Source organism: Defluviimonas sp. D31, from assembly GCF_033436765.1.
In the GTDB taxonomy this organism is placed as follows: domain Bacteria; phylum Pseudomonadota; class Alphaproteobacteria; order Rhodobacterales; family Rhodobacteraceae; genus Albidovulum.
On sequence record NZ_JAWQFN010000001.1, the window covers coordinates 416,749 to 439,154 of the forward strand.

Sequence of the window (22,406 nt, forward strand, 5' to 3'; positions counted from 1 at the left end):
CGCAGCGCCGCGCCGGCGTCGCTGCTCATGATCCGGAAACCGCTCCGAGCACCCGATGGCTCGGCAGTCCCGGAGATCAGAGCCTCGCCGTTGACCCGGCCGATGAAGTCGCCTGCCAGCCCGGACCCTGTCGTGAAGTTGCCGCGGAAATCCGTCACCGAGATCCCTTCGGATATCTGCAACCGGTCGAGCGCCACCGAGAGCGGCGCCCCGGTCTGGCCGCTGCCCGCGCCGCCCAGCTGCGCCTTGCTCAAATCGAGCCGGCCTGACTGGACGACGACACCCACCGGCGCGCCCTTTCCTCGGCCCCGAAGCTCGAGCCGGCCGTCGAACCAGTCGCCAAGCCGCGCCGTACCAAGCCGCACCGCGTCGAGCCCGCCATTCGGCTTCAGCGCGATGTCGCCCGCGACCTTCAGCCCCGCTGCCTCGAACTCCATCCGGTCGACATCCACCGGCTGGCCGAGCCGGCCGCGCAGCATCAGCCGGCCGCTTCGCTCGGCGGGCTTGCTCCAGCCGATCGGGGGAATTCCCAGCGCGAGCCCCTCGAGATCCGAGACGAATTCGAACTCTGCAGGCTTGCCGCGTTCGAAGTCGATCGACATCCGCCCGGCGCCGCTGCCGCGCACTGATCCCGGCGGCAGCGCGATCGCGAAGGCCTCCAACGCACGGGGCGAAAGCTCGACCGTACCCTCGACCCGGCTCTTGCCGCGATGCTCGGGACCGAAGTTCTGCCGCCAGGTCATCTCCACCGGCACGCCCGAGAAGGTGGCCGGACCGGAAATAGCCATCCCCGCCCGCGAGGCCGTAAGGTCGAGCGATCCGGCCATCAGAACGCGCCCCGGCGCGAGCTTGTCGGAGCGCACGTTCGAGAGCGTCCCCGAGACCTTGTAGTCGACATCCGCGGGATTGATCCTGCGCATCAGGACAAGGTAAAGAACGGTCTCGATCCGGGCACGCCCCTCGGCCAGGTCGACAGGCCGGCCGGCCTTGGTCAGGAACAGGAACGGAGGCTGGTCCAGCAGCGAAAGTGCTGCGGTGATCGTGCTTTCGGTTCGCAGCGTGAACCTCGACGGCGAGGGCTTGATCCGCAGATCGGGGATCTCCATCACCGAACCCGCGACGTCGATCTCGCCTCCCTCGGGCGCCGAGACATGACCGCGATCGACGACAAGCGTGTAGGTATAATCGTTTATCGACGCATGGCCCGCGCCGTTCTCGATCGGCGGCAGTGTCTTGAGGATCCGCACCTCGGTGTCGCTGTATTCCCAGCCAAGCGTGAAATGCGGCTCGTGTCCCGGCCGCAGGCGGAAGGCCGACTTGACCTCCGACAGCATGCTCGTCGCCACGTTCTCCTTGAGCCAGGCCCGGGTCTTGGGCACCGCCGCGACCGGCCAGAGCGCCATGAGCCGCTCGCTCTCGATCGCGTCCACCGTGACATCCGCCGAAACGGCCCAGCCTTCGGGCTCGGCCGCGGCCCGGCCGCGGGCACTGATCTTGCCGCCTTCGTCCACCAGCACGAGCTGACCAAGATCGAATGTGAACGGGTCGAGCCGGAGCCGGAAATCCATCGCGCCCTGCGAGATCGTGACCGGATCGGCGAAAACACCTTCGGGATCGGCCTTGAGCTCGCTAATCGCGACCTGCCCGATCAATGTCTGAGGCAGGCCTTCCTCCATGTCCTTGAGCCAGGCCTTGACGGAGGCGCGGACCCGCAGGGCCGGCCCGTCGATCTCAACATCGGCGAGATTCAGCGCCGCGCGCTCGGGATCGTAGGCCATGTCGAGCCGGACCCGCTCGAAGCCGACCGGCTTGGTGTCGGCCGTGGGCCTGAGCGCCCCGGCGCCGATCACCAGCGTCGATCTAAGCAGGCCGACCCGGCCCTCTGCATCGACCTCGGAACGGATAGAGCCCGAGATCGGCGCGTCGAGCGCGCCAAGCCAGGCCAGCGCGGGCGATTGCGCGGCGAGGTCGCGCGCCGAGATATCGGTGATCTCGGCGGTGAGGCTGGCTGCCGGCGAGCGTTTGTCCGATATGAGGCCGATCTTCGCCAGCGCCGCTGGGCCGCTGCCCTCGGCCAGCCCGATCGACAGGTCGATCTCGATCCGCTTGGCATCCTGTTCGAAGGTGAGAAAGCCGTCGCTCGCACGCCAGACGCGGCCGGCGCGAAGATCCTCGAACTCGACCTCCATCCCGTCGACCGTGACCGTCTCGATATCCTTCAGGACCGGCAGCGAGAAGAGCTGGTCGATCCCGTCGAGCAGCGCCTCCGGGCTGAGCGCCGCACTCCCGGCCGCTGCCCCGGCGCCGACATCGACATCAAGGCTTCCGTCCACAAGCCGCCGCAGCGCGATCCGGGTGCCGCCGAGTGCGAGCGCGCGCGGTTCGATTCGGCCGCTCAGGAGCGGTTCAGCCCAGAGCGTCGTCGTGACTTCCGGCAAGACCGCGATCCGGTCCCCGCGCGGCGAGAACAGCTCGACCCCGCTGAGCCGCACATGCGGCGCGAAGCCCTCGTCGACGAGAAGCTCGACATTGAGGATCCGCGCCGAGACCTTGCCCGCCAGGACCCGGTTCGCCCGCGCCTCGATCCGCTCCACCGCCCAGGCCGGCGCCGGAACGACCCGCCCTGTCAGGCCAAGCACCGCTACGGACAGCAGCACCGCGACCAACGCGAGGCCGAGAATCAGCCATGCGCCGGCGCGCCGCCGACGCGGCGTCTTGATGGTAGTGTCAACGCTGTTGCCCTGCTCGTCCATCCTGCCGCCGTTTCCCGGTTCCCGCCCCGCCGGGCGGCCCGCTTCCGGGGCTCCCTTTATCTTTCACGAAAGCGAAGTAAAACAGAAGCCCGATCGCACCGCCAAAGGATAGCATCATATGCTCGAGCCCACAGACCAGGCCCCGGACTTCACCCTGCCCCGCACCGGCGGCGGCACGGTCACGCTCTCGGGCTTCGCACCGAGAAAGACCGTGCTCTTCTTCTACCCCAAGGACGACACGCCGGGCTGCACGACCGAGGCGCTGGATTTCACCCGCCTCGCAGACGAGTTCGACGCCGCCGGCGCCGTGGTCATCGGCATCTCCAAGGACAGCATGACGAAGCACGAGCGGTTCTGCGCCAAGCACGGACTCGGGGTGATCCTTGCCTCGGACGCCGAAGGCAACACCTGCGAACGCTATGGCGTCTGGGTCGAGAAGGCGATGTACGGCCGCAAGTACATGGGGATCGAGCGCGCGACCTTTCTCGTCGACGGGACCGGGCGCATCGCCCGGATCTGGCGCAAGGTGAAGGTCAACGGTCACGCGGCCGAGGTCCTGGACGCGGCGCGCGCGCTGTGACGCCGACGCTCGCGGAGATGGCGGTGGAAGTGCTGACCACTGCGGACGGACGCGCCAAGACCGCGTTGTCGCACGCCCATGCGGCGCGCTGGCGCGAGGCCCGCGCGACCGGCAGCCCGCTCGCCGTGGGCCGGGCCGAACCGCCGATGCGCCCGGCGCGGCCCGAGAGGCCGGAGCTTCTGCCGCCGCGCGAGGTGCCGCGCCGCCGCACCGGGACCGCGCAAGGACGGATCGCGCTCCTCCACGCGCTGGCGCATATCGAACTCAATGCCGTGGACCTGCACTGGGACATCATCGCGCGCTTTTCGCATGTGCCGATGCCGATGGGCTTCTACGACGACTGGGTGAAGTCCGCCGACGAGGAATCCAAGCACTTCAACCTCCTCTCCGACTGCCTCGAAAGCTGGGGCAGCCATTACGGCGCGCTGCCCGCCCATGCCTTCATGTGGCGCGCGGCCGAGGATACGGCGGAGGATCTTCTTGGCCGGCTGGCCGTGGTGCCGATGGTCCTTGAGGCGCGCGGACTCGACGTGACGCCGGGCATGATCGAGATCTTCGAGCGCGCGGGCGAGGCCGCCGCGACCGAGGCCCTGCGCGTGATCTATGCCGAGGAGGTCGGCCACGTCGCCTATGGCGTGAAATGGTTCAACTGGCTCTGCGGCCGCGACGGGCTCGATCCCAAGGAGTTCTTCCACGGCCTCGTGCGCAGGTATTTCCACGGTCAGCTGAAACCGCCCTTCAACGAGGAAAAGCGGGCCGAGGCGGGACTGCCGCCCGACTTCTACTGGCCGCTCGCCGATGAGGTCAAAGACGCGCCGGGCACCGCCGGATTCCGCTGATCCCCTGCGGCGAAATCGGCGACTTCTTGCCGATTCCGGCGTGTTCCGGCCGATGCCCGCCCGCTCAGGGCCAAAGAAGTTGCGGCATGGCCACACGATTGGTAAGCCCCTGCCCAAGCGCCATTAGGGGATGGGGCACGCTCTCTGGATGAGCCAATCAACGGGGACAGGATTGCCAACACGTCTACTCGGCCGCATGCATGCGGCAATTGAACGCCGCCTGCCGGAACAGCGTCTGTTCCTGCGTTCCGATACCGAAACCCGCTTCATTCGCCTGAAACCCGTCACCCAGGCGGTGGCGCTGTCCGGCACGGCACTGGTTCTCGCCTGGTCGATCGTCGCGACCGCCGTCCTCTTGATGGATTCGATCGGATCGGGAAGCGCCCGCGAACAGTCCCGCCTCGAACAGGCCACCTACGAGACCCGGCTCGACGCGCTCTCGACCGAGCGCGACAAGCGCGCCGAGGAAGCCGCCGCCGCCCAGGAGCGCTTTGCGTTGGCTCTTGGCCAGGTTTCGGCGATGCAGTCCGCCCTTCTCGCCTCCGAGGAACGCCGCAAGGAGCTTGAAACTGGCATCGGCGTGATCCAGGCAACGCTGCGCCGCACCATGACCGAGCGCGACGCCGCGCGCGGCAAGGTCACGGAGCTGGCCGCCGCCGCTTCGGAAGGTCCCGCCCTCGCTCCCGCCGGCAGCCCGCGCGGAGAGGACGTGACCGAGACGCTCGACTTCGTCACCGCCGCGCTCGACCGCACCGCGACCGAGCGCGACGAGATGGCCCGCAAGGCCCTCGACGCGAAGGACGAGGCCGACGAGATCGCCTACGAGCTGAAACTGCTCGAGCAGCGCAACAACGACATCTTCGCCCAGCTCGAAGAGGCGGTCACGGTGTCGATGGAGCCCCTTGACAAGATGTTCTCCTCCGCCGGGCTCGATCCGGAAGAGTTGCTTGAAAAGGTCCGCCGCGGCTATTCCGGCCTCGGCGGCCCGCTTGGGCCGCTCGCCCCGGCGGCCCTGCCCGGCGGCGATGCTGATGCCGCCCGTGCAGCGAAGATCCTCGAAGGGCTCGACCGGATGAACCTCTACCGGATCGCGGTGGAAAAGGCGCCCTTCGCGATGCCGCTCAAGACCTCCTATCGCTATACATCGGGTTTCGGCCGGCGCTGGGGGCGGATGCACGAGGGCACCGATCTGGCCGGGGCACACGGTTCGCCGATCCTCGCCACCGCCGACGGCACCGTGATCCATGCCGGCTGGGAATCCGGCTACGGCAACCTCGTGAAGATCCGCCACGAATTCGGCATCGAAACCCGCTACGGGCATATGTCGAAAGTCCGCGTGAAGGTGGGCCAAAAGGTCTCGCGCGGGGACAGGATCGGTGATATGGGGAATACCGGCCGCTCGACCGGCACGCATCTGCACTACGAAGTGCGCGTGAACGGGACGGCGATCAATCCGATGACGTATATCAAGGCAGCCAACAATGTTTTCTAAAAGCAGGATCAACGAGCCCGGACCGAAAGCGGGCACCGAGGCCGAACAGCCCAAGGCCCCCGAGCCCGCAGCTACCAAGCCTGCCTTCGACTATGCGGCGAGCACGCCCAAGGCCAAGCCGCCGGCATCGGTCCTGTCCTCGGACCTCACGATCACCGGCAACATCAAGACCACCGGCGACATCCAGGTCGAGGGCGTGGTGGAGGGCGACATCCGCGCCCATCTCCTGACCGTTGGCGAAACCGCCACGATCAAGGGCGAGATCGTCGCAGACGACATCGTCGTGAACGGCCGCGTGGTTGGCCGGGTTCGCGGGCTGAAAGTGCGTCTGACCTCCACCGCGCGGGTCGAAGGCGACATCATCCACAAGACAATCGCGATCGAGTCTGGCGCCCATTTCGAAGGCTCGGTGCAGCGCCAGGAAGATCCGCTCGCCCAGGGATCGTCGAAGACACCCGCGCCGAAACCGGCGGCGCCAGCCACCGCGGCGACCTGACGCGCCAGACCGGCTGGTTTCATAAGGGCATCCCCCGGGGATGCCCTTTGTCGTTTCCGTCTCAGTGCGCCATCAGTCGGCGGTACATGTGCCAGGTCGCATGACCGAGCACCGGAAGGACGATGAACAGCCCAAGGAACATCGGCACCATCCCGACGAACATGAGGGCCGCGATCACGCATCCCCAGACCGCCATCACCGGCGCATTGGCCATCACCGCCTTCGCCGAGTGCACCATCGCCGTGACGAAGTCGATTTCCTTCTCCAGGAGCAGCGGCAGGCCGGCCGCCGTGATCGCGAAGAGAACCGCCGCGAAAGCCGCGCCGATCGCCCCGCCGATCAGAAGCATCACCGGGCCGTTGCCTTCGAAAAACAGGCTCATCAGGTCAAGCCCGGAGGTGAACGCCCTGAGCCCCATGAACAGCGCGAAAAGCGCATGCGCCACGAAGACCCAGAAGAGGAAGATCACGATGATAACCGCCGCCATCGCCGGGATCTGGCGGTCCTTCTGGGCGAAGACCACGCCGAGCACCTCTCCCCAGGCAAGCGGCTCGCCCGCCTCGATGCGGCGGCTAACCTCGTAGAGCCCGACCGCCGCGAAGGGCGCGAGAAGCGGGAAGCCGACCACGACCGGCGCCAGCCACCACTGCTGGCCCGCAAGACCGTAGACATAGTAGAGCAGAAGCCCGCCCGCGACATAGACCGCGCTGAAGAACAGCCCGAAGAGCGGCGCGCGCAGGAAATCCTTGAGCCCGAGCCTCAGGACCGCGCCGATGTCAGACCGCTCGACCTGCCGGATTTCCGGCAGCGGATCGGGTCCGCGCTCCACCTGTTCCATGTCTCCTCCTCCTCTCTCTCGCCCTGAGAGAAAGGCTAGGCCACCCGGCCGGAGTCTGGCAAGTGTTTGATGCCGGGGATTAATCCTCGGCGCGGGCCTCGGCGCGGCTCTTGCCCGCGACGTCCATGGCCAGCGTCGCCGCCATGAAGGCGTCGAGATCGCCGTCGAGCACCCCTTGCGTGTCCGAGGTCTCGTGCCCGGTGCGCAGATCCTTCACCATCTGGTAGGGCTGCAGCACGTAAGAGCGGATCTGGTTGCCCCAACCGGCGCTGCCCTTGGCCTCGTGCGCGGCGTTGATGTCGGCGTTGCGCTTGTCGAGTTCCATCTGGTAGAGCCGCGACTTCAGCGCCTTCATCGCGATGTCGCGGTTCTGGTGCTGCGACTTCTCGGAACTGGTCACGACGATCCCGGTCGGCAGGTGGGTGATCCGCACCGCCGAGTCGGTGGTGTTGACGTGCTGGCCGCCCGCCCCCGAGGAGCGGTAGGTGTCGATGCGGATGTCGTTCGGGGCCACCTCGATCTCGATGTTGTCGTCGACCACGGGATAGACCCAGACGCTCGCGAATGACGTCTCCCGCGTGCCCTTGCCGAAGGGCGAGATCCGCACCAGCCGGTGCACGCCGCTTTCGGATTTGAGCCAGCCATAGGCATTCGGCCCCGAGATCTTGTAGGCGCAGGACTTGGTCCCGGCCTCGGCCCCCGGTTCCTCGGACTGCAGCTCGACCGTGTAGCCGCGCTTCTCGGCCCAGCGGACATACATCCGCTGCAGCATCTGCGCCCAGTCGCAGGCCTCGGTGCCGCCGGCGCCGGCATTTATCTCGAGGAAGGTGTCGTTGCCGTCCGCCTCGCCGTCGAGAAGCGCCTCGAGCTCCTTCGCCGCAGCAACCTCCTTCAGCGCCTTCAAGGACGCCTCGGCCTCGGCCACGATGTCCTTGTCGCCCTCCATCTCGCCAAGCTCGATCAGCTCGACATTGTCGTTCAGCTCGCGCTCGATCCGGCGATAGGTCTCGACCGCGTCCATCAGCATCTGCCGCTCGCGCATGAGCTTCTGCGCCCGCGCCGGATCCGACCACAGGTCGCCGTCCTCGATCATCGCGTTGAACTCTTCGAGCCGGTGCGGCGCCGTCTCCCAGTCCATCCGCTGGCCAAGGAGCTTCAGCGACTTTCCGATCGCCGCGACAATGTTTTCCATCTCGGCGCGCATGGCCGTCGTCCTTCCGTTCGTTCGCCCGGCGTGATAGCCGAGCCGCCCGCCCCCGGCAAGGGCGGCCATCCCCATCATCTTGCCTCGAGTATCCCCGGGCGACCTCCATTGGTGCGCCTTTGGTCCGCGCCCGGAGAACGACTGGGCAGATAGCCCCGTCGCATCCGCCGCCGATCAGTACAGCCCGCCCGAACTCAGCGTGCCGAAATCCGCCTTCTTCGGGATCACCTTCTTCTGGCCGGTCGAAGTCGTCACGGTCGTGCCACCCTCGTCCCCGCCAACCTCGCCATAGGCATAGAGCGGCAAGTTCTGGCCCATCGCGAAGCCGCCGTCGACCATCGCGCCGAGGCCGAAGATCGGGACCGCGCCGTCGCGGAAGAACTCGGCCTGGACGAAGTCGCCGGAAACGCCGTCGGGCAGCCTCTCGCCGGTGAAGCGGTTGATGTTGATGAAATGCCCGCCCGGCGGCACCTTGAACTCCGAGCCGCCGTATTTCTTCACCGCCTCTTCCATGAAGGCGTTGAAGACCGGCACGCAGAGCGTACCGCCATAGGCACCCTGGCCGAGCGTGCGCGGCTGGTCGTAGCCCATGTAGCAGCCCGCGACGATGTTCGAGGTGAAGCCGATGAACCAGACGTCCTTCGCATCGTTCGTCGTGCCGGTCTTGCCCCCGACCGGCACCGGCAGCTTCACCCCCGAGCCCGAACCGCGCTGCACGACGCCCTGCAGCATCGAGGTCAGCTGGTAGGCGGTGACCGCGTCCATAACCCGCTCGCGGTTCGAGACGATCCGCGGCGCCGCGCCGGGATCGAGGCTCGCGAGCCGGCAATCGTCGCACTGGCGCTGGTCGTGGCGGTAGATCGTGCGGCCCCAGCGGTCCTGCACCCGGTCGACCAGCGTCGGCTCGACCCGCTCGCCGCCGTTGGCGAACATCGCGTAGGCCGCGACCATCTTGAACAGCGTCGACTCCTGCGAGCCGAGCGCATTCGCGAGGTAGGGAGACAGCCGATCATAGACGCCGAAGCGCTCGGCATAGCCCGCGACCGTGTCCATGCCGACCTCCTGGGCGATCCGGACGGTCATCAGGTTCCGCGACTGCTCGATCCCGGTCCGCATCGGTGTCGGGCCGTAATACTTGTTCGAGGCGTTCTTCGGCCGCCAGAGCCCCTGCGGCGTGTTTACCTCGATCGGCGCGTCGACCACGATCGTCGAGGGCGAAAAGCCCGAATCCAGTGCCGCCGCATAGACGAAGGGCTTGAAGGCCGAGCCCGGCTGGCGCTGCGCCTGGGTCGCGCGGTTGAAGACCGACGACTGGTAGGAGAACCCGCCCTGCATCGCGAGCACCCGGCCGGTATTCACGTCCATCGCCATGAAGCCGCCCTGCACCTGCGGCACCTGGCGCAGCGACCAGCGCTGGAACGAGCCGTCGTCCTTGGCGAGGGCCGCGACCAGCACCACGTCGCCCTTCGAGACGAGATCGCCCGCGACCTTCGCCTTCGGCCCGAGCCGGCCGTCGGCCTGGCGCTTCTTCGCCCAGGTCACGTCCTCGGCCGGGATCCAGTGGCCGTCCTCGTCGTCCGAGACGCCCTCGATGCCGATCCGCGCGGCGCTTTCGCCGACCTCGAGCACCACCGCCGGCAGCCAGCCCTCCACGTCGCGCGGCACGTCCACGGCCGCCAGCGCGGCGCGCCAGCTCGCTTCGCTCTCCAGTTCCTCAGGCTTGAGCACCTTGCGGGTGCCGCGCCAGATCCCCTGCCGCCGGTCGAAACTTTCGAGCGCTTCCTGCAGCGCGACCGCCGCCTGGCCCTGCATCTCGGGATCGACGGTGGCACGGATGGTCAGACCGCCGCCGAAGAACTCCGCCTCGCCGAAGCTCTTGGAGAGCTGGCGGCGGATCTCGTCGGTGAAGTAGTCGCGCGGCGGCAGGCTGCCCTTGAACGAAGGATAGTCTCCCGCCTGCACCGTCTTGAGCGGAGCCTCCGTTTCTTCATCGAGTGTCGCCCGGTCGATGTAGCCATTCTGGAACATTTCCCGCAGCACGTAGTTGCGCCGCTCTACCGCGGCGTCCTTGTTTTTCACCGGGTGATAGCTGTAGGGCGCCTTGGGCAGCGCCGCGAGGTAGGCCGCCTCTCCGGGCGTCAGCTCCGCGAGCGTCTTGTTGAAATAGGTCTGCGATGCCGACGCAACGCCGAACGAGAGGAAGCCAAGGTCGATCTCGTTGAGGTATAGCTCGAGGATCTTGTCCTTGGACAGCGTGTCGACGAGCCGGGTGGCGAGGATCAGTTCCTTGACCTTGCGCTCGGCGGTGCGCTCGCCGCCAAGAAGGAAGTTCTTCGCCACCTGTTGCGGGATCGTCGAGGCGCCGCGCAGGGTCTTGCCGCGCGTGCGGATCGCGTCCCAGAGCGCGCCGGCCATGCCGCGCGCGTCAAAACCCTTGTGGGTGTAGAAATTCTTGTCCTCGGCCGAAATGAAGGCCTCTTTGACGATATCCGGGATTTCCTCGACCGGCGCGAAGATCCGCCGCTCGGTGGCGAACTCGTCCATCAGCCGCCCCTCGCCGGAATAGATCCGGCTGATCGTCTTCGGCGTGTACTGCGCGAGGTATTCGTGGTCCGGCAGGTCGCGGCCATACATCCAGAACACCGCGCCCACCGACAGCGCCGCAAAGACCATGCCCGTGACGAGCCAGCTGAAGAAGGCGCCGAAGAACGACAGGATGAACCGGATCAAGGGAAACCCCATTTCTTAACGGGCCGTCTATACAGCGCCGGCGCCGGGCGGTCAAAACAACTTCCGCCCCGCAACCGTTCCCGGCGGCCCCCTGCCGCAAGGTCAGCGCCGGATCAGCCGCGCCTCCGCGGCGTCGGCGACGGCCCAATCCTTTAGCGCCGCCAGAATCGCCTCCTGCATCGCAGCGCGCCAGACCGGATCGGCAAGCCGCCTGCGGTCGGCCTCGGAGGACAGGAAACCGAGTTCCAGCAGCACCGAGGGAATGTCGGCCGATTTCAGCACCGAGAACTCAGCCTCCTGGATCGGGTGGCGGTGCATCCTGCCGCCTGTGGCGCTGATCGACGCGGCCAGTTCGCGCGCCAGACGCTCGGTGCGCGGCCGGGTCTCGGCGCGCGCCATGTCCATCATCACCGAGGCCACGACGTCGTCCTGGCCGCTCAGGTCCACCCCGGCCAGGAGGTCGGCCCGGTCATGGCGTTCGGCGAGCTTCGCCGAAGCCGCGTCGCTCGCCTCCTCGGCCAGCAGGTAGACCGTGGCGCCGATCGCCTCGCCCTCGGCCAGCGCGTCGGCATGGAGCGACAGGAACACGTCCGCCGAGGCCGCGCGCGCCGCGCTGATCCGCGCTTCCAGCGGAACGAAGTCGTCGGCCTCGCGGGTCAGCACCACGGTCATTCCCTCGTGCCGCAGCCGCTCGGCCAGTTCCTGCGCGAAGGACAGCGTCACATCGGCTTCGAGGATCTTGCCCACCTCGGCCCCGGGGTCGATGCCGCCATGGCCGGGGTCGAGCACCACGATCAACGGCGCCTCGCCGGTCTGGCGCCGTTTCGGCGCGCCCTGGGGCACGGGCGCCGGATCCGCCCAGCGCGCGCCCTCGGGCACACCGCCCGCCGTAAGCACCGCGAACTCGGCCACCGGCACCGGCTCAAGCCGCACCCGGATCGCCGCGCTGCGGTCGCCCGCGATGCGCTCCTCGGCGCTGGCGATCCGGTAGGGGCCATCGAGCGCGGCCACGAGCCGCGACCAGCCGGCGCGGATCGGCCCCCAGCCAAGCTCCGTCACCCGCGCGGCGCTGTCGAGCTCCGCTGGCCGCGCCGCCGCGAAATCGACCTCGGCGAAGTCGAGCACCAGACGCGGCGGCTCGGCGAGGAGGAAGGCCCGGTAAGGCACCGGCTCGCTGATCGAGAGATCGAGCGCCACGCCTGCGCCCTCGTCGGCCACGCGCGACGCGGCGGGGTCGAGCTCTGCCAGCGACGCAGGCTCCTCGGCCTGCGCCGCGAACGCCGCGACGGCACAAAGTGCCCCGGCGAGCGCCACCCGGACCCCGCGGCGAAGCATCAGGCCCGGTCCCCGCGCCGCGCCGCCATGAAGGCCTGCAACCGCGCCAGCCCCTCGCGGATATCGGCGGTCGAGCGCGCGTAGGAGAAGCGCAGGGTCCGCGCCCCGCGCGCCGGGTCGAAGTCGAGCCCGGGCGTCACCGCGACGCCGGCCTCCCGCAGGATCTCGGCGGCAAAGCCGAGGCTGTCGTCGGTTAGGTCGGAGACATCGGCATAGATGTAGAACGCCCCGTCCGGCGGCGCGATCTTCGTGAACCCGGCCTTCGGCAGCCCCTCCAGCATCAGCCGCCGGTTCTCGGCATAGACCGCGCGGTTGGCCTCCAGTTCCGGCTCGCAGTCGAGCGCGGCAAGGGCGGCGACCTGGCTCGCATGGGGCGGGCAGATGAACATGTTCTGCGCCAGCCGCTCCACGGTGCGGACATGGTCGGGCGGCACCACCATCCAGCCGATCCGCCAGCCGGTCATCGAGAAATACTTGGAGAAGGAATTGATCACATAGACGTCGTCCGAGATCTCCAGCGCCGAGACCGCGCGCCCCTCGTAGTGGAGCCCGTGATAGATCTCGTCCGAGACGAAGGCGACGCCCTTCGCATGGGCGGCCTCGACGAGCTTCGCGAGCCCCGCGCGGTCGAGCATCGTGCCCGAGGGATTGGCCGGCGAGGCGACGATCAGCCCCTTGATGTCGTCGGGAATGTCCTCGGCCCGCGGCTGGTAGCGGTCCTCGGGCCGGGTCTCGAGATCGACGGGCGTCAGGCTCAGGGCCTTGAGGATCTGCCGGTAGGACGGGTAGCCCGGCGCGCCGAGCACCACCTTCTCGCCCGCGTCGAAGAGCGCGGTGAAGGCCAGGAGGAACGCGGCCGAGGAGCCCGCCGTGACCACGACGCGGGCGGGATCGAGCTCGATCCCGTACCACCGCTTGTAGAGCCGCGCGATGCCCTCGCGCAGGGCGGGAAGCCCGAGCGCCACGGTATAGCCGAGCGCGTCACGCTCCATCGCGGCGGCGAGCGCGGCGCGAGCGCCCTCCGGCGCCGGGGTCGAGGGTTGGCCCACCTCCATGTGGATGACATGGCGGCCTGCCGCCTCTTCGGCGCGTGCGGCCTCCATCACGTCCATCACAATGAAGGGATCGACCGCGGCACGGCTTGATAAGCGCATCTGCCCCTCTCTATCTTGGCCCCGAACCGGGTCCGTTCATTCCAGCCCCGGCGCGCGGCGTCAATGCCCCAAGGGGCCGGGGTTGCGCGCGAGGCCGGAAAGGGCGAGACCAGTGACGCGACCGGGCGCGGCGAAACCGCGCCCACATTGAGGAATCGTGCATGAAACTCGCCCCGCTGGTGCTCGCCGCCGCTCTCGCCACCCCTGTCGCCGCCTTCGACGTCTCGTCGATGAGCGATGCCGAACGCGAGGCGTTCCGCGCCGAGGTTCGCTCCTATCTCCTGGAAAACCCCGAGGTTCTCACCGAGGCGATCGACGTCCTGCAGTCGCGCCAGGCGGAAGCCGCCGCGAACCAGGATCTCGCTCTGGTGAAGGCCAACGAGAAAGACCTCTTCGCCGACGGCCATTCCTTTGTCGGCGGCAATCCCGAGGGCAGCCTGACCCTGGTCGAGTTCATCGACTACCGCTGCGGATACTGCCGCAAGGCCCATGCCGAGGTGGCAGAACTTATCTCCTCGGACGGCGACATCCGCTACATCGTGAAGGAATTCCCGATCCTCGGCGAACAGTCGATGATCGCCTCGCGCTTCGCCATCGCCGCGCTCCAGACGCATGGCGAGGAGGTCTACCAAAAGGTCAACGCGGGCTTCTACGAGAGCTTCCGGGGCGACGTGACCGAGGCGACGCTGAAATCCTTCGCCGAAGACCTCGGCTTCGATCCTGCGCCGGTGCTGGCGCGGATGAACGCGCCGGAGGTGACGAAGGTGATCGAGGAGAACCACCTGCTCGCCCAGCGCATGCAGATCTCGGGCACGCCCACCTTCGTCATGGGCGGCCAGATGCTGCGCGGCTACGCGCCGCTCGCGACCATGCAGGCGATCGTCGCCGAGGAACGCGGCTGAAGGCTCAGTCGCAGGCTCAGGCCCCTTCCGCCAGAGCCGGACCGGCCCGTCGCGGCAAGAGCGCCAGCACGGCGAGCGAGGCGCCGCCCGCAAGGACAAAGAGCGCGGGCAGCGTCACCCAGTCGATCATCAGCCCCACCAGCATCGGCCCGGCGAACTGCCCCGCCGACAGCAGGAGGAAGGTCAGGCCGAATCCGACGGCCGGTGCCTCGGCCGAGACGTCGAGGCTCCACATCCCGAGCGTCGCGGCCATGAAGACGAAGAGGGCGCCGAAGGCGAGGCCAGAGGCGAGAACCGCAGCCACCCCCTGCCCCAGCGCCAGCGTCAATGTCGCCGCCGCGATCCCCGCCTCGAAAAGCGCGAGCGCCCGGACCGGGCCGATGCGGCCGACGATCCGCCCCGCGAGGGCACCAGCGAAGCCCGCGAGGCCGACGAGGCTCCAGAAGACCTGGCCGAAGGTCGCCGGATCGAACCTGTGGCCGGCAAGCGTGACTGTGGCCCGCCCGGCCGTCACCAGATCGACCGAGAAGGTCCATTAGATCGAGGTCGCGATGCCGATCAGTAAAGCGATGGCGAAGAGCCGTCCGCGCGCGCCAGTTGTCATCCAGCGCCAGTCGAACTGCCCGAATTCCCCGGAATTGCGCGCCGAGACCGGCGGCAGGATCGCCACGCACCATAGCGTGGAGAGAAGCCCGAACCCCGCGAATATTGCCCAGGCCATGCGCCAGCTTTCGCCCATCAGGATCGCCACCGGACCGCTCAGCATCACCCCGAGGCTCGTACCGGAATTGATGATCGCATAGATCCCCTTGCGCCGCGGCGCGCTGACGAGCGTGACGATGATCTCGGAAAGCGGCGTATAGGCGAGGCCGGGGCTGACGCCCGCGACGGCAACGCCGAGCATCAGCATCCAGGGCACCGTCGCGCCCGCGATCAGCGCCATGCCAAGTGTCGCCGCAAGCCCGCCGAGCAGGACCGAGAGGCGCGGCCCGACCCGGGCGGAAAGGTAGATGCCCGCCAGCGTGACGAGAAAGTAGCTCGCGTAGGAGGCAGCCGCCGTGAGCGCGAGCAGGCGGTCGCCGAGATCGAAGACCTCGCGGAAGACCGGCAGGAAAAGCCCGTAGGCATAGCGCGCGAGCCCGTAGCTCGTGGCCACGATGCAGATCCCCGGCGCGACGAGGCGGTAGTCGAGTGGCTTCACGCGGGCATCTGCGCCGGAGGCGGTTGAATTTCCGTGCATTCTTGAAATCTCTGCCCTGAATGCCGGAGGGGCCGGCCGGCGCGATCATTGGCGCGGCGGTGCGCGAATCCTTCTCCATTCGCGCCCTCCGCCGGCCGACTTGCGACCTCCCCCACCGCCCCGCATCTGACACAGATCATGGCGTTCGGCGCGGGTGGCTGCTCCAAGGGGCAAGCAGCAGCGACAGGATCCCGCCATGACCGCCCCCCTCGACGGCATCACCGTCCTCGACCTTACCCATGTTCTCGCCGGTCCCTTCGCGACGGCCACGCTCGGCGATCTCGGCGCCCATGTGATCAAGGTCGAACGGCCCGGCACCGGCGACGACACCCGCGCCTTTCCGCCGTTCAAGGGCGAGGAGAGCGCCTATTTCGCCGGGCTTAACCACGGCAAGCTCTCGATCGCGCTCGACCTGAAAGCCAAGGCCGACCGGGCGATCTTCGACCGGCTCCTCGCCCGCGCCGACGTGATCCTCGAAAACTACCGACCCGGCACGATGGAAAAGCTCGGCTATGGATGGGAGGCTCTCTCGGCGCGCTTCCCGCGGCTGATCTACGGCGCGGTGTCGGGCTTCGGCCATACCGGGCCGGAGGCCGGGAAACCCGCCTATGACATGGTGGTGCAGGCGCGCGGCGGTGTGATGTCGATCACGGGCGAGGAAGGCGGGCCGCCGGTGCGCGTCGGCGCCTCGATCGGTGATATCGTCGCGGGAATGTACCTGGTGCAGGGGGTGCTCGCCGCGCTCCTGCGGCGCGACCGCGACGGACAGGGTGCCAAGGTCGATATCTCGATGCTCGACGCCCAGCTCGCGATCATGGAGCACGCGGTCGCTATCACTTCCGTTACCGGTCAGCCGCCCGGCCCGACCGGCGCGCGGCACCCGACGATCACGCCCTTTTCCACCTACCGCGCATCGGACGGCTTCTTCGTCATCGCTGCCGGCAACGACGCGCTTTTCGCGAAGCTCTGCGCCGCGCTCGGGCTCGACGACCTGCCCGCCGATCCGCGCTTCGCGAGCAACGCCGCGCGCTGCGAGAACGTGCATCTCCTCAAGCGCCTGATCGAGGCGGTGACGCTCGACCGCCCCCGTGCCCACTGGATCGCCACGCTGGAGGTGGCGGGCGTGCCGACCGGCCAGGTCCAGAACATGTCCGAGGTGCTCGCCGATCCGCAGCTTCGCGCCCGCCACATGGTGACCGATATCCCTGCCCGCCCCGGCGGCGCCGCCTTCACTGCCGCCGGCAACCCGATCAAGATGACCGGCCTGGCGGACCCCGCCCCGCGCGGGCCGGCCCCGGCGCTCGACGGCGACCGGGCGACGGTTCTGGACTGGCTCGACAGGGGCTGAGACTCAGGCCGTCCGCTCTGGCAGGCACCGGAGCGGCCAGAGGAGAAGATCGGCGAGGATGGCCACCGGTCCCGTCGGCACGGAAGTGCGATGAATACGCCGAAGCCGACCGCCGCGGCGTAGGCCAGTCTCAACCATGTCTGCACCCGTTCCAGCACCATCGCTTCCTCCCGTCCAAAGGCAGGTCCGCAATGGCGGCGAAGGCGATCGTGAAACAAACACTCGCGAGGCAAGTGTTTCCCGTGTACGCCTCGTTTGACGCTTCACTGACGGGAGTCGGGAGATGCCGGATTTCGCTGGAGAGATGCGGGCCTGGCGGTGGAAACGGCGGCTGAGCCAGCTCGACCTCGCACTCGCCGCCGAGGTGTCGGCGCGGCATGTGTCGCTCCTCGAAAGCAGCCGCGCGCAGCCCTCGAAGGCGATGGTGCTCAGGCTGGCCGAGGCGCTCTCGGTGCCACGGATCGAACGCAATGCGCTGCTTTGCGCGGCGGGCTTCGCGCCGCATTATCCCGACCTGCCGCCCGACGACGCGCGCCTCGCGCCCCTGCGCGCCGCGATGGAACGGACCATCGCCCGGCACGAGCCCTATCCGGCGGTGATCATGGACCGGCTTTGGCGGCTCGTGGCGTTGAACCGGCCGGCGGCCATGATCTTTACGCCGCTCGGCCTCGGCCCCGGATCGAGCCTTCTCGACGCGCTGCCGGACGCGGCGCGCCACATCGAGAACTGGGCCGAGGTCGGCTATCACACGATGCTGAGGCTGCGTGCCGAAAGCCTGCGGGCGGGCGGCCTGGACGCACTCGACCGCGCTGCCGGGACGCTTTCGCGCGATCCGGCGGTCGCCGGCTGGATCCCCGCCGAGACCGTGCCCGCTGTGCTGCCGACGATCTACCGGGCGGGCGAACTCCGGCTCTCGCTCTTTTCGACCTATGCCCAGTTTGGCACTGCCGAGGAGGTCACGCTCGCCGATCTGAAGATCGAGATGATGTTTCCGGCCGACGACCCGACACGGGCGATACTGGACGGGCTCGGCGCCGGGGCCGCGTGACCCTGGCGGGCCGCAGCCTCACTTCATCATCATCGCCACGTCGGCATCGGTGGTGAAGATCATGTCCTCGCCGCCCGCCCCCATGTGGCAGGCGATGCAACCGGCATCAGCACCCTTGCCGACAAGGCCGGCCAACTGCATCCCCGCGGGATTCTTGTCGAGCGATCCGTCGGGCAGGTACTTGACCCAGAACCAGTTTCCGGTCTCGTCGTCATAGCCCTCGGCGCGCTGGAACATCACCGTTACGGCACCGAGATGGCCCGCCGGATCACCGAGCACCTCGTCGACGCTCACGCCCGCGGGGCCGTAGTTGCGCTTGACGATCAGCCGGCCCTCGTGGCCGTCGACCGTCGCGCGGGTGTAGAAGGTTTCAAGCATCATGCCGTGAGGATCGGAGCCCTCGTAGGGAAAGGCTATGATCGCGTTGTCGCCCGCGAGCCGCTCGGCCACCATCACGTCCCACAGCAGCGCCGCATAGGCCGCATCCTCCTCGCTGCCGAAGGGGGCGTCCTGCGCCACCGCGCCGGTCGCCGAGAAAGCCGCTGCCGCGGCGGTCATGACAAGGTGTCTCATGCTTCCCTCCCAGGTCCGGTTTCGCGTCCCATAAGGGTAGCCGAGACCCTATTCACGGCGGTTCAAGCCGCGATGAGCCGTTGGCACGATCGCGTGACCGGCCACGAGCTCGTGAGAGATCGTGCATCGACAGGCGCGTGTCGCAGGCGCAGATTGCTCGCGGAGGTCGAACCGATGCATCTCGCCCTTGCGCTTCTTGCAGCACACATTTTCCCCGCCGGTCCGGTCAGCGCCGATATCTGCGTCACCAACGCCGACAGGACGCGCCTTCTCTTCGTCGCCGAGACTGACAGCGGGACTCGCGTGATCGCCTGGCTCGACCCCAGCGGGCGGCTCTGCGCCGAGGGTGCGGGGGCGGGCCGGGTCAGCGTCTATGAGGCCGAGGACAGCCTCGAAGGCTGCACCCGGCTCGTGCCGCCCGACGGCGCGGACGTGCTTCTGCGCTACACCGCCTTCGACCGCTGCCTCTGGCAATCCCATCTCGACTGAACGGCCCTCCGTGCGACAGAACCGCCAATTCTGACGGAGTTGAGCCGCCATCTGACGCGGACAGGCCTTGCCTTGGCGCCACTCTGGCCTAGAAAGGCTATGCGCCAGGACATCCGGAGAGAGCCATGACCGACGATCCCCTCGTGATCTTCACGCCTTCAGGAAAACGCGGGCGGTTCCCCCAGGGAACGCCGGTCCTGACCGCCGCGCGCCAGCTCGGCGTCGACCTCGATTCGGTCTGCGGCGGGCGCGGCATCTGCTCGAAATGCCAGATCACGCCCGGCTACGGCGAGTTCCCCAAGCACGGCGTCACCGTGAGCGAGGGCGCGCTCAGCGAATGGAACGAGGTCGAGGCCCGCTATGACCGCATCCGCGGTCTCAAGGAAGGCCGCCGCCTCGGCTGCCAGGCCAAGATCTGCGGCGACGTGGTCGTCGACGTGCCGCCGGAGAGCCAGGTCCACCGCCAGGTGATCCGCAAGTCCGCGACCATTCGGGACATCACGATGGACCCGGCCACGCACGCCTATTACGTCGAGGTCGTCGAGCCCGACATGCACGAACCCTCGGGCGACTTCCAGCGCCTCTGCGACGCGCTTCGCGACCAGTGGCAGATAGAGGGGCTCGAGGCCGAAGCGAGCCTTCTCGGCAAGCTCCAGCCGGTACTGAGGAAGGGCGAGTGGAAGGTCACGGTCGCGATCCACCGCGACCACCGCAACAAGCCGCGCATCATCGACATCTGGCCGGGCTTCTGGGAGGGCCGGCTATACGGGCTCGCGATCGACCTTGGCTCCACCACCATCGCCGCGCATCTGTGCGACCTTCGGAATGGCAACGTGCTCGCCTCGTCGGGCCTCATGAACCCCCAGATCCGCTTCGGCGAGGATCTGATGAGCCGGGTGAGCTACGCGATGATGAACCCGGGCGGTGACCGGGAAATGACCAATGCCGTCCGCACCGCGATCAACGGGCTTGCCCAGGCGATCGCCACCGAGGCGCATATCGATCCCGGCCAGATCGTCGAGACGGTCTTCGTCTGCAACCCGGTCATGCACCACCTGCTTCTGGGCATCGACCCGGTGGAGCTCGGCCAGGCGCCCTTCGCGCTCGCGACCTCCGAGAGCCTGTCGCTCGCTGCCCGCGATCTCGACCTTACCGCGATCCACCGCAATGCGCGGGTCTATGTGCTGCCCTGCATCGCCGGCCATGTCGGCGCCGACTGCGCCGCGGTGGCGCTCTCGGAAGAGCCGAACAAGTCCGAGGACATGGTGCTGATCGTCGATGTCGGCACCAATGCCGAGATCCTTCTCGGCAACAAGGACCGCGTGCTCGCCTGCTCCTCGCCCACCGGCCCCGCATTCGAGGGCGCGCAGATCAGCGCGGGCCAGCGCGCCGCGCCCGGCGCCATCGAGCGGGTCGAGATCGACCCCGCGACCAAGGAGCCGCGCTTCCGCGTCATCGGCTGCGACCTCTGGTCGACCGACGAGGGCTTCGCCGAGGCGACCGCCCAGACGGGGATCACCGGCATCTGCGGCTCGGGCATCATCGAGGTCGTGGCCGAGATGCGGATGGCGGGCATCCTCGACGCCGGCGGGCTGATCGGTTCGGCCGAACAGGTCGGGACCGAGCGTTGCGTCGCGACGGGGCGGACCAATGCCTATGTGCTCCATGACGGCACCGCCAGCGGCGGGCCGCTGATCACCGTCACGCAAGGCGACATCCGGGCGATCCAGCTCGCCAAGTCGGCGCTCTACGCGGGCGCGCGGCTCCTCATGGACGAGCTGAACATCGAAAAGGTCGACCGGGTTGTGCTCGCCGGTGCGTTCGGTGCACACATCTCGCCGAAACATGCTATGGTTCTCGGCATGATACCCGATTGCCCCCTGGACAAGGTGACCTCCGCCGGCAACGCCGCGGGCACCGGCGCACGCATCGCGCTCAGCAACATCGCCGCGCGCGCGGCGATCGAGGAGGAGGTCGGCCGCATCTACAAGGTCGAGACCGCGATCGAGCCGCGTTTCCAGGAGCATTTCGTGGCCGCCAACGCGATCCCGCACGCGACCGCACCATTTCCAGAACTTGCGGCGATCGTCACCCTGCCGGACGTCAGCTTCAACACCGCGGGTTCGGGCGCCGACGGCGGCCGCCGCCGCCGGAGAGGATGACGGCGGATCCGATCGCCGAACTGCTCGCGGGCGTCGCCCGCGTCGACCGAGATGACTTTCGCAGGCTTTACTCCGAGACTGGAGGCAAACTCTTCGGGGTTTGCCTCCGTATCCTCGGAGACCGGAGCGAGGCCGAGGAGGCACTCAAGGAAGTTTTCGCGCGGGCCTGGCAGAACGCCCGCCGCTTCGACGCGTCGAAAGGCGATGGCATGGTCTGGCTCGTCGCGATCGCCCGCGATCATGCCATCGACCGGCTCCGCGCCCGCCCGGCCCGGGCCGAGGGCGACAGCGCGCCGCCGGAGCGTGCCGACGCCCTGCCCGATCCCGAAGCGCCGGCCGCAAAGGGCGAGGCGCGGCGCCTCGCCGATTGCCTCGAACTGATCGACCCGGCCCGCTCCACCGCCTTGCGCAGCGCCTATCTCGGCGGGTTGAGCACCGAAGACCTCGCGCGCCAACACGACGTGCCCCTCGACACGATGCGGTCCTGGCTCCGCCAGGGGCTGGCGAAACTGAAGGAGTGCATGGAGGCATGAACGAACCCGCCGGCCACATGCCAGAACGCGAGGCGCTTGCGGCCGAATACGTCCTCGGCACGCTCGCCCTGCCCGAGCGGCTCGCGGCGGAGGCGCTGGTCGACAGCGACACGAACTTCGCCCGGCTGGTCGATGAGTGGCGGGACAGGCTCTCCCCGCTCAACGCCGGATACGCGCCGGCATCGCCGCCGCCAGGCCTTATGGAGGCGGTCGAGAATCGGCTCTTTCCTGCACCCGAGGCGCCACATGGACGCCCGTGGCTCTGGGGCGTTCTCGCCGCGGCCGCGCTCGCCACGCTCGCCCTCGTCACGTTCCTACCAATGGCCCGGCCGCCGGCCGAGGTCGCCGTGACGCTGACCGGCGAGAACCAGCCCCTCGTCATCGAGGCCCGCTTCGATCCGGAGGCGGCCGAACTGACGGTCGCCCGCAGCGCCGGCCCGGCCGCCGAACCCGGTCAGGACTACGAACTCTGGCTCATCCCAGAGGGCGCGGCACCGATTTCGATCGGCCTTGTCCGCGAGGGAGACCTGACGATCCCGATCGCGACCCTGCCCGCCGGCACCACGCTCGCCGTCACGCTCGAACCCGAGGGCGGCGCGCCGACAGGCGTCGCGACCGGCGCCCAGCTCGTTTCAACCGTGATCAACGGGGGGTGAGCAGCCGCCCGTATCCGTTCCGAAAATGCACGGG

General features: G+C 68.4%; 20 protein-coding genes. 11 read left to right on the forward strand and 9 right to left on the reverse strand.

Features of this window, described 5'->3' with window-relative positions; translation table 11 throughout:
• A partial coding sequence (locus R5H32_RS02015) for a hypothetical protein (RefSeq protein ID WP_318337010.1) occupies positions 1 to 2,753 on the reverse strand: 2,753 nt, incomplete at its 3' end.
• A 118-nt stretch (positions 2,754 to 2,871) separates the two neighbouring features.
• Between R5H32_RS02015 and R5H32_RS02020 the strand changes: the two genes are divergently transcribed.
• The 4 genes from R5H32_RS02020 to R5H32_RS02035 all read left to right on the forward strand — a co-directional run bounded on the left by R5H32_RS02020 (position 2,872) and on the right by R5H32_RS02035 (position 6,160).
• Entirely contained in the window at positions 2,872 to 3,333 is a 462-nt protein-coding gene (locus R5H32_RS02020; RefSeq protein WP_318337011.1) for a peroxiredoxin, read from the forward strand.
• A gap of 17 nt (positions 3,334 to 3,350) precedes the next feature.
• Positions 3,351 to 4,172, forward strand: a complete 822-nt coding sequence (locus R5H32_RS02025) for a ferritin-like domain-containing protein (RefSeq protein WP_318337333.1) — start codon at positions 3,351 to 3,353, stop codon at positions 4,170 to 4,172.
• 172 nt (positions 4,173 to 4,344) lie between these two features.
• On the forward strand, positions 4,345 to 5,664 hold the full coding sequence (locus tag R5H32_RS02030; protein WP_318337012.1) for a DUF5930 domain-containing protein: 1,320 nt from the start codon (positions 4,345 to 4,347) through the stop codon (positions 5,662 to 5,664).
• Positions 5,654 to 6,160 carry a polymer-forming cytoskeletal protein gene (locus R5H32_RS02035; protein ID WP_318337013.1) on the forward strand — a complete coding sequence of 169 codons (507 nt, stop codon included), beginning with the start codon at positions 5,654 to 5,656 and terminating at the stop codon, positions 6,158 to 6,160. The genes R5H32_RS02030 and R5H32_RS02035 overlap by 11 nt, the downstream gene beginning before the upstream one ends.
• Positions 6,161 to 6,221: 61 nt before the next feature.
• Here the strand turns inward: R5H32_RS02035 and R5H32_RS02040 are convergent, their stop codons facing one another.
• The 5 genes from R5H32_RS02040 to R5H32_RS02060 all read right to left on the reverse strand — a co-directional run bounded on the left by R5H32_RS02040 (position 6,222) and on the right by R5H32_RS02060 (position 13,421).
• On the reverse strand, positions 6,222 to 6,998 hold the full coding sequence (locus R5H32_RS02040; RefSeq protein WP_318337014.1) for a DUF2189 domain-containing protein: 777 nt from the start codon (positions 6,996 to 6,998) through the stop codon (positions 6,222 to 6,224).
• A 79-nt stretch (positions 6,999 to 7,077) separates the two neighbouring features.
• Complete coding sequence (prfB, locus tag R5H32_RS02045) at positions 7,078 to 8,202, reverse strand: peptide chain release factor 2 (RefSeq protein ID WP_263338944.1); 1,125 nt, start codon at positions 8,200 to 8,202, stop codon at positions 7,078 to 7,080.
• Between the two features lie 174 nt (positions 8,203 to 8,376).
• The gene (locus R5H32_RS02050) at positions 8,377 to 10,932 is read right to left on the reverse strand and encodes a PBP1A family penicillin-binding protein (RefSeq protein ID WP_318337015.1); all 2,556 of its coding nucleotides are present in this window, start codon (positions 10,930 to 10,932) and stop codon (positions 8,377 to 8,379) included.
• Positions 10,933 to 11,034: 102 nt separating this feature from the next.
• Positions 11,035 to 12,267, reverse strand: coding sequence for an N-acetylmuramoyl-L-alanine amidase (locus R5H32_RS02055; protein WP_318337016.1), 1,233 nt, complete (start codon positions 12,265 to 12,267; stop codon positions 11,035 to 11,037).
• Positions 12,267 to 13,421, reverse strand: coding sequence for a pyridoxal phosphate-dependent aminotransferase (locus R5H32_RS02060; protein WP_318337017.1), 1,155 nt, complete (start codon positions 13,419 to 13,421; stop codon positions 12,267 to 12,269). Before R5H32_RS02060 ends, R5H32_RS02055 begins: the two co-directional genes overlap by 1 nt.
• A gap of 161 nt (positions 13,422 to 13,582) precedes the next feature.
• Here R5H32_RS02060 and R5H32_RS02065 point away from each other — a divergent pair, with 161 nt between their 5' ends.
• Positions 13,583 to 14,323 carry a DsbA family protein gene (locus R5H32_RS02065; protein ID WP_318337018.1) on the forward strand — a complete coding sequence of 247 codons (741 nt, stop codon included), beginning with the start codon at positions 13,583 to 13,585 and terminating at the stop codon, positions 14,321 to 14,323.
• Positions 14,324 to 14,339: 16 nt separating this feature from the next.
• Here the strand turns inward: R5H32_RS02065 and R5H32_RS02070 are convergent, their stop codons facing one another.
• Both R5H32_RS02070 and R5H32_RS02075 read right to left on the reverse strand, forming a co-directional pair.
• Positions 14,340 to 14,837, reverse strand: coding sequence for a hypothetical protein (locus R5H32_RS02070; protein ID WP_318337019.1), 498 nt, complete (start codon positions 14,835 to 14,837; stop codon positions 14,340 to 14,342).
• A 21-nt stretch (positions 14,838 to 14,858) separates the two neighbouring features.
• Positions 14,859 to 15,563 carry an MFS transporter gene (locus R5H32_RS02075; RefSeq protein ID WP_318337020.1) on the reverse strand — a complete coding sequence of 235 codons (705 nt, stop codon included), beginning with the start codon at positions 15,561 to 15,563 and terminating at the stop codon, positions 14,859 to 14,861.
• Between the two features lie 196 nt (positions 15,564 to 15,759).
• Between R5H32_RS02075 and R5H32_RS02080 the strand changes: the two genes are divergently transcribed.
• Together R5H32_RS02080 and R5H32_RS02085 are read left to right on the forward strand one after the other, a co-directional pair.
• Positions 15,760 to 16,911: a CoA transferase gene (locus tag R5H32_RS02080; RefSeq protein ID WP_318337021.1), complete on the forward strand. Its 1,152-nt coding sequence runs from the start codon at positions 15,760 to 15,762 to the stop codon at positions 16,909 to 16,911.
• Between the two features lie 283 nt (positions 16,912 to 17,194).
• Entirely contained in the window at positions 17,195 to 17,959 is a 765-nt protein-coding gene (locus tag R5H32_RS02085) for a helix-turn-helix transcriptional regulator (RefSeq protein ID WP_318337022.1), read from the forward strand.
• An 18-nt stretch (positions 17,960 to 17,977) separates the two neighbouring features.
• Here R5H32_RS02085 and R5H32_RS02090 read toward each other — a convergent pair whose 3' ends face one another.
• Positions 17,978 to 18,532, reverse strand: a complete 555-nt coding sequence (locus tag R5H32_RS02090; RefSeq protein ID WP_318337023.1) for a cytochrome P460 family protein — start codon at positions 18,530 to 18,532, stop codon at positions 17,978 to 17,980.
• A gap of 174 nt (positions 18,533 to 18,706) precedes the next feature.
• On the opposite strand from R5H32_RS02090, the gene R5H32_RS02095 reads away from it, so the two are divergent.
• The 4 genes from R5H32_RS02095 to R5H32_RS02110 all read left to right on the forward strand — a co-directional run bounded on the left by R5H32_RS02095 (position 18,707) and on the right by R5H32_RS02110 (position 22,372).
• Positions 18,707 to 19,021, forward strand: coding sequence for a hypothetical protein (locus R5H32_RS02095; protein WP_318337024.1), 315 nt, complete (start codon positions 18,707 to 18,709; stop codon positions 19,019 to 19,021).
• A gap of 125 nt (positions 19,022 to 19,146) precedes the next feature.
• Positions 19,147 to 21,183 (forward strand): ASKHA domain-containing protein, encoded by a 2,037-nt coding sequence (locus R5H32_RS02100; RefSeq protein ID WP_318337025.1) that lies wholly within the window; start codon positions 19,147 to 19,149, stop codon positions 21,181 to 21,183.
• Positions 21,180 to 21,716 (forward strand): sigma-70 family RNA polymerase sigma factor, encoded by a 537-nt coding sequence (locus R5H32_RS02105; protein WP_318337026.1) that lies wholly within the window; start codon positions 21,180 to 21,182, stop codon positions 21,714 to 21,716. Before R5H32_RS02100 ends, R5H32_RS02105 begins: the two co-directional genes overlap by 4 nt.
• Positions 21,713 to 22,372, forward strand: coding sequence for an anti-sigma factor domain-containing protein (locus tag R5H32_RS02110; protein WP_318337027.1), 660 nt, complete (start codon positions 21,713 to 21,715; stop codon positions 22,370 to 22,372). The genes R5H32_RS02105 and R5H32_RS02110 overlap by 4 nt, the downstream gene beginning before the upstream one ends.
• Positions 22,373 to 22,406: the final 34 nt, after the last annotated feature.